Below are 16,646 nucleotides of genomic sequence, written 5' to 3' on the forward strand. Positions count from 1 at the left end.
CCGTCCCCGCAGTCCCGTTCGCGGGTGGGGCGGACTCGGAGCACCAGGTTTGCCGGCAACCGCCGGCGAGACAACTGGAAAATCGACGAAAGGACTTCGGCATGGCCGTCGTCACAATGCGCCAGCTCCTCGAGAGCGGCGTCCACTTCGGGCACCAGACCCGTCGCTGGAACCCCAAGATGAAGCGCTTCATCATGACCGAGCGCAATGGCATCTACATCATCGACTTGCAGCAGTCGATCACCTACTTGAACGACGCGTTCGAGTTCATTCAGCAGACCGTTGGTCACGGCGGAACGATCCTGTTCGTCGGCACCAAGAAGCAGGCGCAGGAGTCGATCGCCGAGCAGGCGACCCGCGTTGGCATGCCCTACGTGAACTACCGCTGGTTGGGCGGCATGCTGACCAACTTCAACACCGTCTCCAAGCGTCTGTCGCGCTTGAAGGAACTCGAAGAGATCGACTACGACGACGTCGCCGGTTCGGGTCGCACCAAGAAGGAACTCTTGGTGATGAAGCGCGAGAAGGACAAGCTCGAGCGCACCCTGGGCGGCATCCGCGACATGAACAAGGTCCCGTCGGCCGTGTGGATCGTTGACACCAAGAAGGAGCACCTCGCCGTTACCGAGGCGCGCAAGCTCAACATCCCGGTCATCGCGATCCTCGACACCAACTGCGACCCGGACGAGGTCGACTACAAGATCCCGGGCAACGACGACGCCATCCGTTCGGTCACCCTGCTGACCCGCGTGGTTGCCGACGCCGTCGCCGAAGGTCTGATCTCGCGCTCGGGCGGCAAGTCCGGCGAGACCACCGAGAACGAGCCGATGGCTGAGTGGGAGCGCGAGCTGCTCGGTTCCGACGAGGCGCCGAAGACCGACGCCCCGAAGACCGAAGAGGCTCCGGCTGCTGAGGCCACCGAGGCTCCGGCTGCTGAGGCCACCGCCGCCGAGGCCACCGAGGCTCCGGCCGCTGAGGCCCCCGCTGCCGAGGCCACCGAGGCTCCGGCCGCAGACCAGTCCTGATCACCTGCTGATTCGCGAAGGAGCGAACACTTTCATGGCGAACTACACCGCTGCCGACATCAAGGCGCTGCGTGAGTCCACTGGTGCCGGCATGCTCGACGTCAAGAAGGCTCTCGACGAGGCCGAGGGTGACAAGTCGAAGGCCACCGAGATCCTGCGTGTGAAGGGTCTGAAGGGCGTCACCAAGCGTGAGGGCCGCACCACCAGCAATGGTCTGGTGCGGGCTCAGGCGGAGGGCGGCTCCGGCACCCTTGTCGAGATCCTCTGCGAGACGGACTTTGTTGCCAAGGGCGCGAAGTTCGGCGAGCTGGCGGACCGCGTTCTGGCCCAGGCCGTCGCGATCAAGGCGGCCGACGCTCAGGCGCTGCTGAACAGCGACCTCGATGGCACCACCGTGCAGGCGATCCTCGATGAGGCCAACGCCACCATCGGTGAGAATATCGAGATCAAGCGCGTTGCCACCGTCGAAGGTGACAAGGTCGTGTCCTACCTGCACAAAACCAGCCCCGACCTGCCGGCTCAGATCGGCGTGATCGTGGCCGGTTCGGGTGACGAACAGACCCTGCGCGACGTTGCGATGCACATCGCCGCGTTCAGCCCGACCGTCCTGTCCCGCGAGGAGGTCGACGCCGACACCGTCGCCAACGAGCGCCGTGTCGCCGAGGCCACCGCCAAGGAAGAGGGCAAGCCCGAGGCTGCGTTGCCGAAGATCATCGAGGGCCGCGTCAACGGCTTCTTCAAGGAGAACGTCCTGCTCGAGCAGGCGTTCGCCAAGGACGCGAAGAAGACGGTTGCCAAGGTTGCTCAGGAGTCCGGTTCCGAGATCGCCGGGTTCTCCCGGTTCAAGGTCGGCGTCTGATTCATCGCATCCTTACGGATGCACACCACGAGGCCCGTCGCAGGAATCCTGCGGCGGGCCTCGTGTTTGGTTGGGGGACTCAGCGGGCGAGTTTCGAGATGACCCCGGAAGCGGTGATCTGCAGGATCGCCACCTCGAACGACTGGCTGGTGACGCCGGCCGCGGTTCGGGTCGCCTCGGCGGTCGGATAGCCCACCTTCGCCTCGCCACCCTGCTGCGCCATTGCTGCAGTGAGTGCGGGGGCGAGCCAGCGGTTCTTGTAGGTGGTCGACCAATACAGAGTTCCGCGTTCGAAGGTCTGCTTCGTTCCGGTGACACCGGTCGGCGACTTAGCAGCCGTCTGGACGAGCGAGGTGGGCAGGCCCCAAGTCGCTGCGCCACCGGTGTTGGTCCAGTAGGCAGCGTTTTCACCGTAGACCGCAGTTGCTCCGCGGCTGCTGCTCCAGAAGACGGTGCCTCCGGTGAACTTCTGATAGCGGCCGCCGGATGCCCAGTTCGCCTCGACCCCCAACGGCAGGCCCAGCTTTCCGGACGCGCCGCCGAGCTTCGTCCACAGGTTGCCGATACCGCCATAGACCGCCCCGGCGCCGTGCGCGCTGGACCAGTAGATGCTGCCTCCGGCGAACTTCTGATAGCGCACCCCGGTCGACCAGGTCAGTTCCGGGGTGGTGGGTTTGCCGAGCTTGCCGCTCGCGGCGCCGAGCTTGGTCCACAGGGTGCCGATGCCGCCGTACGGCTGGCCGGCCTCAGTGATGTACTTCTGCGCCGTGGAGGCGGACTGGTCGTAGCGGTAGGAGTAGGCGGAGCGCTCCACCGCCTGGGCCAGCTGCCCGGCCGTGGAATAGCGGCTCTCCAGGGGCTTGGCCACGTCGAGCCACTTGTTGACCTGATAGCTGACGTTCTGCAGCTGCGTTGCGGTGCCCCAGCCCATGCTGGGGCGCATCTGGAAGATACCGAGCGAGTCCGCGTCACCGCACGCCAGGTTGTTCAGCCACGACTCGACCCAGCCCGCCTCAAACATGGCGAGCTTCATTTTGGCCGAGACGCCGCGGGACCACGCGATTTGATACATCGAGCGGGTCACGTTGATGTCGCGGCCGGACGGGTAACGAGTGCAACCCATCTTTGCGACGCCGGCGCTGCGAACGCCGGTGCTGGAGAACGCACTCACGTTCGCGTTGCTGTCTGCGAAGGCGGGAGCGGCGATCGGGATGAGGGCCGCGCTGGTCAGGGTGGTCAACACGATGCGGTGAATCCGTCGCAGGCTCATCGTTTGGTTGTCTCCGAGGTGTGGGCGGCCGCCTGCGTGTGCCCGGTTGGGCAACACGCCGTGACGGTAGTTGACTTGTGGTGCCAGTGTGACTATCGGATCGGCCGGTCCAGAGTGCCAGTCATCCGGCAACGGCGCAAGATCGGTTCGGACCTGCCCCTGCGGTGTGGAAGTATTTGCCGGCGGAGAACAATCGTCCGAGCAGTGGGAGTCCCGATGTCCGAGTCCAACCCGAGCAGCCCGTACGAACGGGTCTTGCTGAAGCTGTCCGGCGAAGTGTTCGGCGGCGGTCACATCGGCCTTGACCCCGATGTCGTCAAGAAGATCGCCGGCCAGATCGGTGAGGCCAACCGCGCCGGAGTGCAGATCTGTGTGGTCATCGGCGGCGGCAACTTCTTCCGCGGCGCCGAACTGCAGCAGCGCGGAATGGACCGCGTGCGAGCCGACTACATGGGCATGCTTGGCATCGTCATGAACTGCCTTGCCTTGCAGGACTTCCTGGAAAAGGAGGGGATCGAGACCCGCGTGCAGACGGCGATCACGATGGGCCAGGTCGCCGAGCCTTACATTCCGCGCCGGGCGATCCGGCACATGGAAAAGGGCCGCGTCGTGATCTTCGGGGCTGGCATGGGGATGCCGTTCTTCTCCACCGACACCGTCGCCGTGCAGCGCGCGCTGGAAAGCCGCTGCGACGCGGTGCTCATTGCCAAGAACGGGGTCGAGGGTGTCATGACCGCCGACCCGAAGAAGGACCCGAACGCCACGCTCATCGCGCAGGTCACCTATCAGGAGGCCATGGAGCGGGAACTGCGTGTCATCGATCAGACCGCGTTCGCGCTGGGCGCCGAAAACAAGCTGCCGATGGTCGTCTTCGGGATGGAAGGCGACGGCAACATCGCCCGCGCACTGCAAGGTGAGAGGATCGGGACGCTGGTCGTTCCGGCCTGAACCAGACGCCAGCACTCACAAACGACGAAGGAGCACCATCGCCATGGACGGCAGCATCGAAGAGAGCCTTTTCGAGGCCGAAGAGAAGATGGACAAGGCCGTCGAAGTGGCCAAGGAGGACTTCTCCGCGATCCGCACCGGTCGCGCGAACGCCGCGATGTTCAACAAGCTGACCGTTGATTACTACGGCGCTCCGACGCCGTTGCAGCAGTTGGCCTCGTTCCAGACACCTGAAGCGCGCACGATCCTCGTTCAGCCGTTCGACAAGTCGGCGATGACCGCGATTGAGAAGGCCCTGCGTGAGTCCGACCTGGGGGTCAACCCCAGCAACGACGGCAACCTGATCCGGATCAACCTGCCGCAGCTGACCGAAGAGCGTCGTCGCGACTACATCAAGATCGCTCGCGACAAGGCCGAGGCGGCCCGCGTCTCCATCCGCAGCATTCGCCGCAAGGCGAAGGAGGAGATCGACCGCTTCGTCAAGGACGGCGACGTCGGTGAGGATGAGGGCTCGCGCGCCGAGAAGGACCTGGAAGCCTTGACCAAGAAGCATGTCGACAACATCGACACGCTGCTGAAGTCGAAGGAATCCGAGCTCCTCGAGGTCTGAGGCAACTCGCATCCCATGACCCACGGCGACCACGACACCGAGGACACACCGGCGCTGCCCGACGAGGCGGCGCCGGTGGTGCTGTCGCGTCGTGGCAAGCGCGGTGACGTCGCCCAGGGCGAAAAGGTAAACCCCACGCCGCGAGCGGGCCGCAATCTCTACGCCGCGGTGGGTGTGGGTGTGACGCTGGGCGCGCTGGTGCTGGTGTCGCTGTTCACCCGCAAGGAAGGGTTCATCGTCGTCGCGACCGCAGCGTCGGTCGTCGGTGCGTGGGAATTGCTGCGTGCGATGTCGCAACGCCACATCGCGCCCCCCGCGATCCCCACGCTGGGTTCGGCCGTGGTCATTCCGCCGGTCGCCTACTTCTTCGGCGCCCAAGCCCTGGCCTCGAGCGTCGTTCTGGCGATCTTGGCCATCTTGCTGTGGCGCGCGGTCACCCACGACGAGGCCGCACCGGTCGACGTCGCTGCTGGTGCGCTCACCACGTTGTACGTCCCCTCCCTGGTCTCGTTCGCGATGCTGCTGCTGCGACCCGACGACGGGCCGCAACGGATCGTGGTGTTCATCGTGACCACGATCTGCTCCGACATCGGTGGCTACGCCGTCGGGGTCGTCGCCGGCAAGCATCCGATGGCGCCCACGGTCTCGCCGAAGAAGTCCTGGGAGGGCTTCGCCGGATCCGCGGTGTCATGCATTCTCGCCGGGGCTCTCAGCGTCCATTTTCTGCTGGACGGCCGATGGTGGGTCGGCGCACTGATGGGCTGTTGCGTCGTCGTCGGCGCCACCATCGGTGACCTGTGTGAATCGATGATCAAGCGCGACCTGGGTGTGAAGGACATGAGCAACCTCATCCCCGGCCATGGCGGTCTGATGGACCGGCTGGACTCGCTGCTGATCTGCGTCCCGATCGTCTGGGCGATCCTGACCCCTCTGGTAGGAACATCATGACTGAACTGCCCAACCCGACCAGCCGGCCCGTGCCGGGCCAGCTGACTTTCGCCGCGCCGCGTCGTGGCAAGCCACCGGTCCACCTTGCCGACCTCGATGAAGCCGGCCGCAAGGAGGCGGTGGAAGCGCTGGGACACAAGGGTTTCCGCGCTCGCCAGCTGTCGACGCACTACTTCGAGCATCTCGTCACCGATGCTGCGGACATGACCGACCTGCCAGCGGCGGGCCGGGAGGAGCTCGTCGGCGCGATGCTGCCGCAGCTGCTGACCCCCGTACGAACCCTGGAAGCTGATGGCGGCCGCACCCTCAAGCAGGTGTGGCGGCTGTTCGACGGCGCGCTGGTCGAGTCGGTGTTGATGCGCTACCCGGGTCGGGTCACGATGTGCATCTCCAGCCAGGCCGGATGCGGCATGAACTGCCCGTTCTGCGCCACCGGACAGGAGGGTCTGACCCGCAACTTGTCGACCGCCGAGATCGTCGAGCAGGTGGTCGCTGGTGCGCGACTGCTGCGCCATGGCGGCCTGGCCGGCGGTGACGGCCAAGACCGCGAGGCGCCGCTGCGCGTCTCCAACGTGGTCTTCATGGGGATGGGCGAGGCGCTGGCGAACTACCGCCAGGCGATCAACGCGATCCACCGCTTGACCGACGCTGCGCCGGCCGGACTCGGCATGAGCGCGCGTGGTCTGACGATGTCGACGGTCGGCTTGGTGCCGGCGATCGACAAGTTGGCGGCCGAGGGTGTTCCGGTGACGTTGGCGCTCTCGCTGCACGCACCGGATGATGAGCTGCGCAACGAGTTGGTGCCTATCAATACCCGTTGGTCGGTGGACGAGGCGTTGGATGCGGCGTTCCGCTACTACAAGGCCACCGGTCGCCGGGTATCGATCGAATACGCGCTGATCAAGGACATCAACGACCACGCTTGGCGCGCGGACCTGCTCGGCGAGAAGCTGGCGAGCCGCGGCAAGGGCTGGGTCCACGTCAACCCGATCCCGCTCAACCCGACCCCGGGTTCGAAGTGGACCGCCTCCCGCAAGGGCGTCGAGCAGCAGTTCGTCGAGCGGCTGCGGGCTCACGGCATCCCGACGACGGTGCGCGACACGCGTGGCTCCGACATCGATGGGGCGTGCGGTCAGTTGGCGGCTTCGACTGCCTGACCCCTTGACCGATCGTGCTGGGCCTCAGCCGAGCACGATCGCCTTGGCCTCCTCGACGGTATCGACGAGGTGGAGACTGTCGCCCAGCGGTGAGTTGGCACCGAGCGCTTCCAAAGCGGGCCAAACCGGAACCACGTGGGTCCATTGCTCCCGGCCGACCAGCACCAACGGCGGCCCTGGCGCGTCGGCGTAATAGAGCCGGGTGACCACCTGGAAGATCTCCTGCACGGTCCCGGCCGCACCGGGCAAAACGACGATCCCGGCGTTGCAGATCGCCAACAGGATGTCTTCGCGTAGGGCGTTGGAGAAGTACTTCGCGATCGCCGTCCCGAACATGTTGGGCGGCTCGTGACCGTAAAACCAGGTGGGGATACCCAGCGAGCGTCCGCTGCCTGGCCCGGCGCTCTGTCGGACGGCCCAGGCAGCCTTCGCCCATCCGTCGATGCCGTCGCGGAAGTCGGGCGCTGCCGCGAGAGTCTGAAAGGCCACTCGCAAATCTGCCGAATCTCCCAGCAGCGCACCGAGATTGGCGGCCTCCATGGCGCCGGGTCCGCCGCCGGTCGCGACCGTACGGCCGGCGCCTGCGAGGTGAGCGCCCAGCAGGGCCGCGGCCTCGAACTGCGAAGAACCACGGCGTACGGCGTGACCGCCCATCACCCCCACGATCTGCCGGTCTGTCGTCCATTCGGTAAGGGCGTCGGTGACGCAATCGTCATGGATGGCTCGCTGCAGCGTGGCGTAGGCATCGCGCGCCGAGCGGACGTCTCGGCTCCATGCGTACGCACGGGAGTCCGGGGTGTGCCGATAGCCATGATCGAGCAGTCCGGCGTAGAGGTCGGTGTAGTCGTAGAGGGTGCTGCGGAACACCGGAACCGGCACGTCCGGGTCATCGTGGAAGACGACCGCGCCGTGCGCGCGCAGGTGCTTGTCGAGGGTGTGGGTGGAGAGGCCGCCGAGCACCACACAACCGTGAAAGTCGTGCTGGCGCAGTAATTCCCGCTCGCGCGAAGCGAGGTCGAGGTTCTGCAAACGGGTACCGCGCAGCGCCCGCCCACCGCGCCGCAGCAGCCGGTCGAGGGCGTCCAGGGACTCGATCTCCGAGGTCTTCACCCGGCCCATCCTGCCGTTCTTGGGGATCGGCGCGAGCGGTTCATCACGTTTCGATTTCGAAGCCAACCAGGCGCTGCGGGTCGTCGTCGACGAGGGCGGTGGACAAGCCACTGTGACAACGCCCACTCGGGGGCGCGACGAAAGGATTGCGATGATCAAGCAAGCTCTGGCGATGACGGGCGCGGCGGCTGTGTTGGCTGGTGGAGTGACCGCGACGGGAACTTCCGCGGCGAGCGCGAGCACGCTCGGACACACGGTGACGGCGATCGCCTACGCCGCCAAGCACCACAACCCCTACCTCGGCCAGGTTCCGGCGACGGACATTCGGGTCGGACGGGTGCGGATCTCCGGTTCGTACGCGTCGGTCGTGGTTACGCCCAAGGACGGCCGCACCGACCCGGCGCAGGTTCTCGAGCGACACGACAGCCGCGGCTGGCACGTCGTGACGATGGGCACCGACGGAGTCGGCTGCTCGCTGTCGGCCGCGACGCGTCGCTCGCTGTTGCTGTGGGGTCCCTGCTCCTGAGCCGGAGAACTGGTCGCTATAACGACGAAAGCCCCCTACTACGGATGTAGGGAGGGGGCTTTGTCGGTGGTCGCGCCTACCGTCGAGCCATGATCTCGACGGTTGCGGTCACCGGCTATCGCTCACTGCGCGACGTCGTCCTGCCGTTGGCGCCGCTCACCGTGGTGACCGGCGCCAACGGTTCGGGCAAGTCCTCGCTCTATCGCGCGCTGCGCCTGATGGCCGATTGCGGCAGCGGCGACGTCGTTGGTTCGCTGGCTCGCGAGGGTGGCCTGCAGTCTGCGTTGTGGGCCGGGCCGATGACCCTCAACGCCGCGCGCCGCGGCGCTCCGGTGCAAGGAACGGTCCGCCGCGGGAAGCCGATAACGCTCGGGCTGGGTTGCGCCACAAGTGAATTCGGCTATCTCGTTGATCTCGGAATTCCGCCGGCGGCGAGTTCGGTATTCGACCATGACCCGGAGATCAAACGCGAAGTGATCTTCAGCGGTCCGATCATGCGGCCGGGAACCACCCTCGTACGCCGTCGGCGCCGGTCGGTCGAACAGCGGCAGGAGCGTTCGTGGACCGAGGTCGGCGAGTTGCCGCCGGACCGTTCGATGCTCACCGAGTTCGCCGACCCCGGGCGCTTTTTCGAGGTCAGCGCAATGCGTCACGAACTGCGCCGATGGCGGTTCTACGACGGATTCCGCACCGACGCTGCGGCGCCCGCCCGGCTGCCGCAGGTCGTCACCCGCACCCGCTCGCTGTCCGGTGACGGACACGACCTGGCCGCCACCGTGGCGACCACGCTGGAGGCAGGATTCGGTGACCTTGAGGCGGCCGTCGCCGACGCCTTCGACGGTTCGCAGTTGCTGCTCGACGGTCCGGTCGGTGCGATGCAGGTGGCGTTGCGGCAGCCCGGGATGCTGCGTCCGCTGCTGGCCCGAGAACTGTCCGACGGAACCTTGCGCTTCCTGCTGTGGGCCGCCGCGCTGACCTCGATCGATCGACCGACCCTGATGGTGCTGAATGAGCCGGAGACCTCCCTGCACCCTGAGCTGCTCCCCGCTCTCGGCCGGCTGATCCGGCGCACGGCCGACCACACCCAGCTGCTGGTCGTCACCCATTCCGCAACCCTGCTCGACCACCTCGATCCGACCTTCAGCGATCCCGAGGAAGCGCCGCCCGAGCGACTGCTTGTCGAGTTGGAGAAGGACCTGGGGGAGACCCGCGTTCGTGGCCAGGGGCTGTTGTCGACGCCGGTGTGGGAGTGGGGTAGTCGTTGAGGTGGGCGCAGTATTCTCGGGCGAGCCCAACCCCACCCAAGGAGTGCCATGAGCCAGGTCGTCGACTTCAAGAACGTGTCCACCGAGGGACTCGAGTCATCCCCGGTCGTCGAAGCGTTGGCAGGGTTGCGGGCCAATGAGGCGCGCTACTTCAAGACCAAATACGACCACGACTTCACCGTCGATGCAGCGGCCGATGCTCCCGAAACACTCGCCTGGGTCACCCGCATCCTGCAGGAGGAGCGCGGAATCGTCGTGAGCTCGCCGGCTCTGGAAGTGGCCGTTTCCGACGTCGACGGGATCCACTGGGTCCACGTGTTCTACGAGTCGGGACTTTCCATCAACGTCCTCTACACGGTTGCCGATGGTGGAAAGCGCGCGGTCGGTTTCAAACTGTCCGAGGGCATGGAGGTGCCCGAGGAACTGTCGAGCTTCAAGTTCGCCCGGCAGAAGTCGAAGCTGGCCGGAACCATCCGTGGGAGCTACTTCGTGATCAAGGGCGACTACTGAGCCCAGAGTCGGACCACAGCCGTGGGGTCGGTGGCAGGATCGCCGGTATGGGTGCCTACGCGGACGACTATCAGCGCAGCAGGACCGACCCGGAGGGTTTCTGGCTCGACGCCGCCCGGGCTGTCCACTGGATGAGCAAGCCCAAAGCGGCGCTCGATGACACCAATCCGCCCCTGTTCCGGTGGTATTCGGGAGCCACCACCAACATCTGCTTCAACGCGCTGGACCGCCACGTGATCGACGGTCGCGCCGATCAGACGGCGCTGATCTATGACAGCCCGGTCACCGGCACGGTGCGCAGCTACACCTACGCCCAGCTGCTCGATCTTGTTGCTCGAGCGGCGGGGGTCCTGAAGGCGCTCGGTGTCGAACACGGCGACCGCGTGGTGATCTATCTGCCGATGATCCCCGAGGCGGTCATCTCTATGCTTGCCTGCGCGCGGATCGGCGCGATCCACTCGGTCGTGTTCGGTGGCTTCGCGCCCGCCGAGCTCGCTGCCCGGATCGACGACGCCCAGCCGAAGGTGATCATCACCGCTTCCTGCGGCGTGGAACGCACCCGGATCGTGCCCTACAAGCCGATGGTCGATGAGGCAATCGAACGTTCCGCTCACAAACCCGATCGAGTTCTGCTGGTGCAGCGCCCGCAGATCGAGGCGGAGATGGGGGAGCGCGACATCGACTGGGCAGCGGCCATGCGGCCGGGCGTCGTGACACCCGGAGCGTGTGTTGATGTCGACGCTACAGATCCGCTCTACGTTCTCTACACCTCGGGCACGACCGGCAAGCCGAAGGGCGTCGTACGCGATCACGGCGGCTACGCCGTCGCCCTGCAGTGGTCGATGACAAACATTTACGCCATGCAGCCGGGCGATGTGTGGTTCACGGCCAGCGACGTGGGCTGGGTGGTCGGCCACTCGTACATCGTTTACGGGCCGTTGATCGCGGGCTGCACCACGGTGCTCTTCGAGGGCAAACCGGTTGGCACACCGGATGCTTCGACGTTCTGGCGGATCATCGCCGAGCATCGGGTGAAGGCACTGTTCACGGCGCCGACCGCATTCCGGGCGATCAAGAAGGAGGACCCGGAAGCGGCGCTCGCGGCCGGCCATGATCTGTCCAGCTTGAAGACGCTGTTCCTGGCCGGGGAGCGGCTCGACCCGGACACGTGGCAATGGGCCACCGACACACTCGGTGTTCCAGTGATCGACAACTGGTGGCAGACCGAAACGGGTTGGCCGATCGCCTCAATCCCGATGGGGTTGGAGCAACTGCCGATCAAGCCGGGGTCGGCGGGTGTTCCGGCGCCTGGCTACGACGTGCGGGTGCTCGACCCGTCGGGTGAACCCTGCGCCCCAGGGGTGGAAGGAGCCGTCTGCATCAAGCTGCCGCTCCCACCGGGCACCCTGCCGACCTTGTGGCAGGACGATGCGCGCTACGAGTCGTCCTATCTGTCGGCGTATCCGGGTCACTACCTCACCGGGGATGGCGGCTATATCGACGAGGACGGCTACCTGTTCGTGCTCGGGCGCACCGACGACGTTCTCAACGTGGCCGGTCACCGGCTGTCGACGGGCGGTATCGAGGCCGCGTTGGCTGGGCACCCTGGCGTCGCCGAGTGCGCGGTCATCGGGGTCGCCGACCCGCTCAAGGGGCAGGTGCCCCGGGCACTGGTGGTGTTGAAGGCCGGCGAACGGTGGGCGAACCTCGATGAGGCCGGGCTCGCGACCTTGCAAGCCGAACTGATCCAACGGGTGCGAGCCGAAGTTGGCGCCGTCGCGACGCCGGCGCGCGTCGATGTGGTGACCGCGCTGCCCAAGACGCGGTCGGGAAAAATCCTCCGCAAAACGATGCGTCAGATGGCCGATGGCCAAGACGCGCCGGTGCCCTCGACGATCGAGGACGCGTCGGTGCTCGACGACCTGGCCGGCATTCTGCGCGGGTGACCTACCCGTTCGATTCCAGCCGGCGGAGTTGCCCGCTCAGACGCGCTCCGCGCTGATCGTGAATCCCTGCGCCACCAGGCGGTCTGCGTACGGCTGGCCGAGCCCGGTTGCCGGGGTCAACACCCCGCCGGTTCGACCCTCGGGCAGCGGGCAGTCGTCGCGCTGCAGCGCAAGGGCGAGGGCCGCCTCGCCGATCATCACGCAGGTCGCCTTGTAGCCCGGATCTCCTTGGGCGGCAATGACGGAGTGCCATTTGGCACCCGTGGTCGTGGTGGTGTGAATGTCCATCTTGAAGAAGCCCGCGTCACGCGCCTTCTCATCGGGGCCCGAGCCGGGCGCCGGGACGATCTTCTGCACCACCGGCCGCAGGGGAGCGACCGCGAAAGCGCCCATCGCGGCGCCGAGGCCCGCGGTGACGGCGTAGCCGGTGACCCGACCGGCCAGTCCCTTGCCGGTCTTCATCACCTCGCGGTAGCGGAAGGTGGGGCCGTACGAATGACCGCTCAAGGCGTTGCTGCGGCGTACGACGCGGGTGTTGTAGGACGCCATCACAAAGGGTCCGGTCCACGCGCCGATGGCGTCGCTGAACTCGACCTTCGGGGTGTCCTTGAACTCACCGCGCGGTTCGCTGCTGCGGTCGGGGGAGAGGGAGAACTTGTCGGTGACGATCTTGCGGCGTGCGGAATCGCCGCGCATCTCGTCGGCCTGATGGATTGCCGAGGCGATGGTGCCGCCGCTCGCGCCGCCCTTCATGCTCGCGTACGTCGTGGTCTCGGTCAGGTCGCCGTCGCCAGCCGCGTGGATCGCCTCGGCGAGCAGGAACACTCCGAGGTCGGAGGGCACCGAGTCGTAGCCGCAGGAGGGGATGATGCGGGCGCCGGTGCGCTGGGCGACAGCGTCGAACCGGTCGATCGCGTCGCGGTGGAAGAGCACCTCCCCGGTCAGGTCGACATAGTCGGTGCCGGCCTCGGCGCAAGCGCTGACCAGCGGGAGGCCGTATTTCGCGTACGGGCCGACGGTGGTGACCACGACGCGGGCGCGAGCGGCCATCTCCTGCAGCGAGGCCTCGTCTGCGGAATCGGCGGTGATGATCGGCCACGTGTCGGCCGGCGTCGGCAGCGTCGCGCGGACGGTCTCGACCTTGCTCGGGGTGCGACCGGCGAGGGCGATACGGGTGCCTTCGGGGGCGTGACGGGCCAGGTGTGCGGCGGTGAGTTCGCCGACGAAACCGCTGGCGCCGAACAACACAATGTCGAACTCGCGAGTATCCATGGCCCCTACCGTACGGCCGCCGTCGGCGGGTTACATTCGGATGGGTGTCACACCGGATGCCCGCCGGGCCACCTGACACCCACGAGGAGCCAATTGCCATGGCGCTCAGCGCTTTCGATCTGTATTCGATCGGTATCGGGCCATCGTCGTCCCACACGGTGGGGCCGATGCGAGCCGCCCGACGGTTCGCCGACGGTTTGGCGGCAGCGGGACGAACCAACGACGTCGTACGGCTCAAGGTGCAGTTGTTCGGGTCCCTGGGTGCAACCGGTCATGGCCACGGCTCGAACAAGGCGGTTCTGCTCGGCCTGGAGGGCGCCGATCCCGAGACCGTCGACACCGACACCGCCGACGCACGGGTGGAGAACATCCGTGCCCGCCGACTGCTCAATCTCGGTGGCAATCACGTCGTCGCGTTCGATGGCGACCGTGACCTGGTGATGCACCGCCGCAAGTCGCTGCCGACCCACCCGAACGGCATGCAGTTCGATGCTTTCGACGCGGCGGGCGAGGTGATCGCCAGCCGGGTCTACTACTCAGTGGGCGGCGGGTTCGTCGTCGATGAGAACGCCACCGGCGCCGATCGCGTCGTGCAGGACGACACGGTGTTGCCGTTGCCATTCCACACCGCGGGCCAACTGTTGGAGATCTGCGCGCGCGAGCGGTTGTCGATCTCAGAAGTGATGATGCGCAACGAACAGGTGTGGCGCTCGGAAGCCGAGATCCGATCAGGGCTGTTGCGGATCTGGGCGGTGATGCAGGAGTGCGTGACCACCGGTTTCTCCCGCGGGGGCGTGTTGCCCGGTGGCCTGCGGGTGCCGCGCCGCGCGCCGAAGCTGCACCGCGATCTGCTGGCAAGGGATCGACACGACCCGTTGGACGTCATGGACTGGGTCAACCTCTACGCCTTGGCGGTGAACGAGGAGAACGCATCCGGCGGTCGAGTCGTCACCGCGCCGACGAACGGCGCGGCCGGGATCATTCCGGCCGTGCTGCACTACTACCGGGATTTCGTCGAAGGCGCAGACGACGACGGAGTCGTACGGTTCCTGCTCGTCGCCGCAGCGATTGGCATCCTCTTCAAGGAGAACGCCTCGATTTCGGGTGCCGAGGTCGGCTGTCAGGGCGAGGTCGGCTCGGCGTGCGCGATGGCATCGGGCGCGTTGTGCGAGATCTTGGGCGGCAGCCCCGGCCAGGTCGAGAACGCCGCCGAGATCGGCATCGAACACAACCTCGGGCTGACCTGCGACCCGGTCGGCGGACTGGTGCAGATCCCGTGCATCGAGCGCAACGCCATCGCCTCGGTGAAGGCAATCAACGCAGCTCGGCTGTCGCTCAACGGAACTGGGTCCCACCACGTCAGCCTCGACAAGGCGATCAAGACGATGCGAGACACCGGCCGGGACATGTCGATCAAATACAAGGAGACGGCCCGGGGTGGGCTGGCGGTGAATGTGATCGAGTGCTGATCGGCGGCGACTCGGGCGCGATAACGCAGCGAATTTCACCTGCTCGCGTTGTCGGCAGCGACGTAGTTAGCCAGACCCTGCTGCGACCTGGATCACCGCCCCCTAGGCTCGGAAGACCAATCCGAGCGAGGAGGGCCATTCGTGGTCAGGCAACTGAAGAACTTCATCGGCGGCTCGTATGTCGATGCCGAGACCGACGCGACACAGGACATCGTCAATCCGGTCGATGCGCAGATCGTGGCGAAGGCGCCGGTATCGACGCAGGCCGATGTCGATGCGGCCTACGCATCGGCGAGCAAGGCGTTCGGCGAGTGGGGGCAGACGACCCCCAGCGAGCGTCAGCAGGCGCTGCTGAAGTTCGCGGACGCGATCGAGAAGCGCGCTGACGACTTCATCAAGCTTGAAGCAGAGAACACCGGCAAGCCCTACGCGCTGACCGCGTCGGAAGAAGTGCCGCCGATGGTCGACCACCTGCGCTTCTTCGCGGGGGCCGCGCGAGTCCTGGAAGGTCGCGCCTCGGCCGAATACATGAAGGGACACACCAGCTGGATCCGGCGCGAGCCGATTGGTGTCGTTGGCCAGGTGACCCCCTGGAACTACCCGATGATGATGGCGATGTGGAAGATCGCCCCGGCGCTGGCGGCGGGCAACACGGTGGTCCTCAAGCCGAGCGACACCACCCCGGAGACCACCCTGCTGATGGCGGAGATCGCCGCCGAGTTCCTGCCGGAGGGCACCTTCAACGTGGTCACCGGAGACCGTGACACCGGTCGTCTCGTGGTCGAACACGCCACCCCGCAGCTGGTGTCGATCACCGGCTCCGTACGCGCGGGCATGCAGGTCGCGCAGTCGGCCGCGAAGGACCTCAAGAGGGTGCACCTCGAGTTGGGCGGCAAGGCGCCGGTCATCGTTTTCGATGACGCCGACATCGAGGCGGCGGTTGAGGGGATCGCGATCGCGGGCTACTTCAACGCCGGTCAGGACTGCACGGCAGCGACGCGGGTGCTCACCAGCCCGCGCATCCACGCAGACTTCGTCGCCGCGCTCGCTGAGTATGCGAAGAACGAGGCCAAAGTCGGCAAGCCCGACGACGAGGACGCGCTGCTCGGACCGGTCAACAACGCGGCTCAACTCGAGCGGGTCACCGGCATGCTGTCGCGACTGCCTTCCCACGCGACCGTTGCCGCCGGCGGCAACCGGATGACAGCGCTCGGCGATGGCTACTTCCTGGAACCCACCGTCGTCTCCGGCCTGAAGCAGGACGACGAGGTGATCCAGGACGAGATCTTCGGACCGGTCATCACGGTCCAACAGTTCTCCGACGAGGCCGAGGCAATCGCTTGGGCCAACGGCGTCCAATACGGACTTGCCTCCTCGGTCTGGACCAAGGACTTCGGTCGCGCGATGCGCGTCAGCAAGGCCCTCGACTTCGGTTGTGTGTGGATCAACACCCACATCCCGTTGGTCGCCGAAATGCCGCATGGCGGGTTCAAGCACTCCGGCTACGGCAAGGACCTGTCGATGTACGGGTTCGAGGACTACACCCGGATCAAGCACGTCATGGCGAACATCGACAGCTAACCCGAGCGGTTCCGTACGCACGATTGAGTGGATGCAGAACCACGTCGTCCCTGACGTGGATCTGCATCCACTGGGCGTTTCTGGGCAACTGTCCAACTCCTTCGAGCAATCGCGGGACAGCCGGGGGAGTGGGACGCCATGATTTCCCGA

General features: G+C 66.3%; 15 protein-coding genes. 12 read left to right on the top strand and 3 right to left on the bottom strand.

Features of this window, described 5'->3' with window-relative positions:
* Window positions 1–101: 101 nt before the first annotated feature.
* Window positions 102–1,025: a 30S ribosomal protein S2 gene (gene rpsB, locus ACYU98_RS01950; RefSeq protein WP_460466495.1), complete on the top strand. Its 924-nt coding sequence runs from the start codon at window positions 102–104 to the stop codon at window positions 1,023–1,025.
* A gap of 34 nt (window positions 1,026–1,059) precedes the next feature.
* Window positions 1,060–1,884, top strand: coding sequence for a translation elongation factor Ts (tsf, locus tag ACYU98_RS01955; RefSeq protein ID WP_460466496.1), 825 nt, complete (start codon window positions 1,060–1,062; stop codon window positions 1,882–1,884).
* 79 nt (window positions 1,885–1,963) lie between these two features.
* On the opposite strand, the gene ACYU98_RS01960 is transcribed toward tsf, so the two are convergent.
* Window positions 1,964–3,154: an LGFP repeat-containing protein gene (locus tag ACYU98_RS01960; RefSeq protein WP_460466497.1), complete on the bottom strand. Its 1,191-nt coding sequence runs from the start codon at window positions 3,152–3,154 to the stop codon at window positions 1,964–1,966.
* A 216-nt stretch (window positions 3,155–3,370) separates the two neighbouring features.
* Here ACYU98_RS01960 and pyrH point away from each other — a divergent pair, with 216 nt between their 5' ends.
* Genes pyrH through rlmN form a run of 4 tightly spaced genes read left to right on the top strand, consistent with a single transcriptional unit; the run spans window position 3,371 to window position 6,817 of the window.
* The gene (pyrH, locus tag ACYU98_RS01965; protein ID WP_460466498.1) at window positions 3,371–4,102 is read left to right on the top strand and encodes a UMP kinase; all 732 of its coding nucleotides are present in this window, start codon (window positions 3,371–3,373) and stop codon (window positions 4,100–4,102) included.
* 43 nt (window positions 4,103–4,145) lie between these two features.
* A complete protein-coding gene (gene frr / locus ACYU98_RS01970; protein ID WP_460466499.1) occupies window positions 4,146–4,712 on the top strand; it encodes a ribosome recycling factor in 567 nt (188 codons plus the stop codon).
* 15 nt (window positions 4,713–4,727) lie between these two features.
* Window positions 4,728–5,660 carry a phosphatidate cytidylyltransferase gene (locus ACYU98_RS01975; RefSeq protein ID WP_460466500.1) on the top strand — a complete coding sequence of 311 codons (933 nt, stop codon included), beginning with the start codon at window positions 4,728–4,730 and terminating at the stop codon, window positions 5,658–5,660.
* A complete protein-coding gene (gene rlmN, locus ACYU98_RS01980; protein WP_460466501.1) occupies window positions 5,657–6,817 on the top strand; it encodes a 23S rRNA (adenine(2503)-C(2))-methyltransferase RlmN in 1,161 nt (386 codons plus the stop codon). The genes ACYU98_RS01975 and rlmN overlap by 4 nt, the downstream gene beginning before the upstream one ends.
* A gap of 24 nt (window positions 6,818–6,841) precedes the next feature.
* On the opposite strand, the gene ACYU98_RS01985 is transcribed toward rlmN, so the two are convergent.
* On the bottom strand, window positions 6,842–7,936 hold the full coding sequence (locus ACYU98_RS01985) for an LOG family protein (RefSeq protein WP_460466502.1): 1,095 nt from the start codon (window positions 7,934–7,936) through the stop codon (window positions 6,842–6,844).
* A 142-nt stretch (window positions 7,937–8,078) separates the two neighbouring features.
* Between ACYU98_RS01985 and ACYU98_RS01990 the strand changes: the two genes are divergently transcribed.
* The 4 genes from ACYU98_RS01990 (at window position 8,079) to ACYU98_RS02005 (ending at window position 12,174) form a co-directional block, all read left to right on the top strand.
* The gene (locus tag ACYU98_RS01990; protein ID WP_460466503.1) at window positions 8,079–8,453 is read left to right on the top strand and encodes a hypothetical protein; all 375 of its coding nucleotides are present in this window, start codon (window positions 8,079–8,081) and stop codon (window positions 8,451–8,453) included.
* Window positions 8,454–8,542: 89 nt separating this feature from the next.
* The gene (locus tag ACYU98_RS01995; RefSeq protein WP_460466504.1) at window positions 8,543–9,718 is read left to right on the top strand and encodes an AAA family ATPase; all 1,176 of its coding nucleotides are present in this window, start codon (window positions 8,543–8,545) and stop codon (window positions 9,716–9,718) included.
* Window positions 9,719–9,766: 48 nt separating this feature from the next.
* The gene (locus ACYU98_RS02000) at window positions 9,767–10,228 is read left to right on the top strand and encodes a phage tail protein (protein ID WP_460466505.1); all 462 of its coding nucleotides are present in this window, start codon (window positions 9,767–9,769) and stop codon (window positions 10,226–10,228) included.
* Window positions 10,229–10,275: 47 nt separating this feature from the next.
* A complete protein-coding gene (locus ACYU98_RS02005; RefSeq protein WP_460466506.1) occupies window positions 10,276–12,174 on the top strand; it encodes a propionyl-CoA synthetase in 1,899 nt (632 codons plus the stop codon).
* A 36-nt stretch (window positions 12,175–12,210) separates the two neighbouring features.
* Here the strand turns inward: ACYU98_RS02005 and ACYU98_RS02010 are convergent, their stop codons facing one another.
* Window positions 12,211–13,446 carry a saccharopine dehydrogenase family protein gene (locus ACYU98_RS02010; RefSeq protein WP_460466507.1) on the bottom strand — a complete coding sequence of 412 codons (1,236 nt, stop codon included), beginning with the start codon at window positions 13,444–13,446 and terminating at the stop codon, window positions 12,211–12,213.
* A 98-nt stretch (window positions 13,447–13,544) separates the two neighbouring features.
* Between ACYU98_RS02010 and ACYU98_RS02015 the strand changes: the two genes are divergently transcribed.
* Window positions 13,545–14,915 carry an L-serine ammonia-lyase gene (locus ACYU98_RS02015; RefSeq protein WP_460466508.1) on the top strand — a complete coding sequence of 457 codons (1,371 nt, stop codon included), beginning with the start codon at window positions 13,545–13,547 and terminating at the stop codon, window positions 14,913–14,915.
* Between the two features lie 141 nt (window positions 14,916–15,056).
* Entirely contained in the window at window positions 15,057–16,496 is a 1,440-nt protein-coding gene (locus tag ACYU98_RS02020; protein WP_460466509.1) for a gamma-aminobutyraldehyde dehydrogenase, read from the top strand.
* The last annotated feature ends 150 nt before the right edge of the window (window positions 16,497–16,646 follow it).

This window comes from Calidifontibacter terrae (assembly GCF_054778835.1).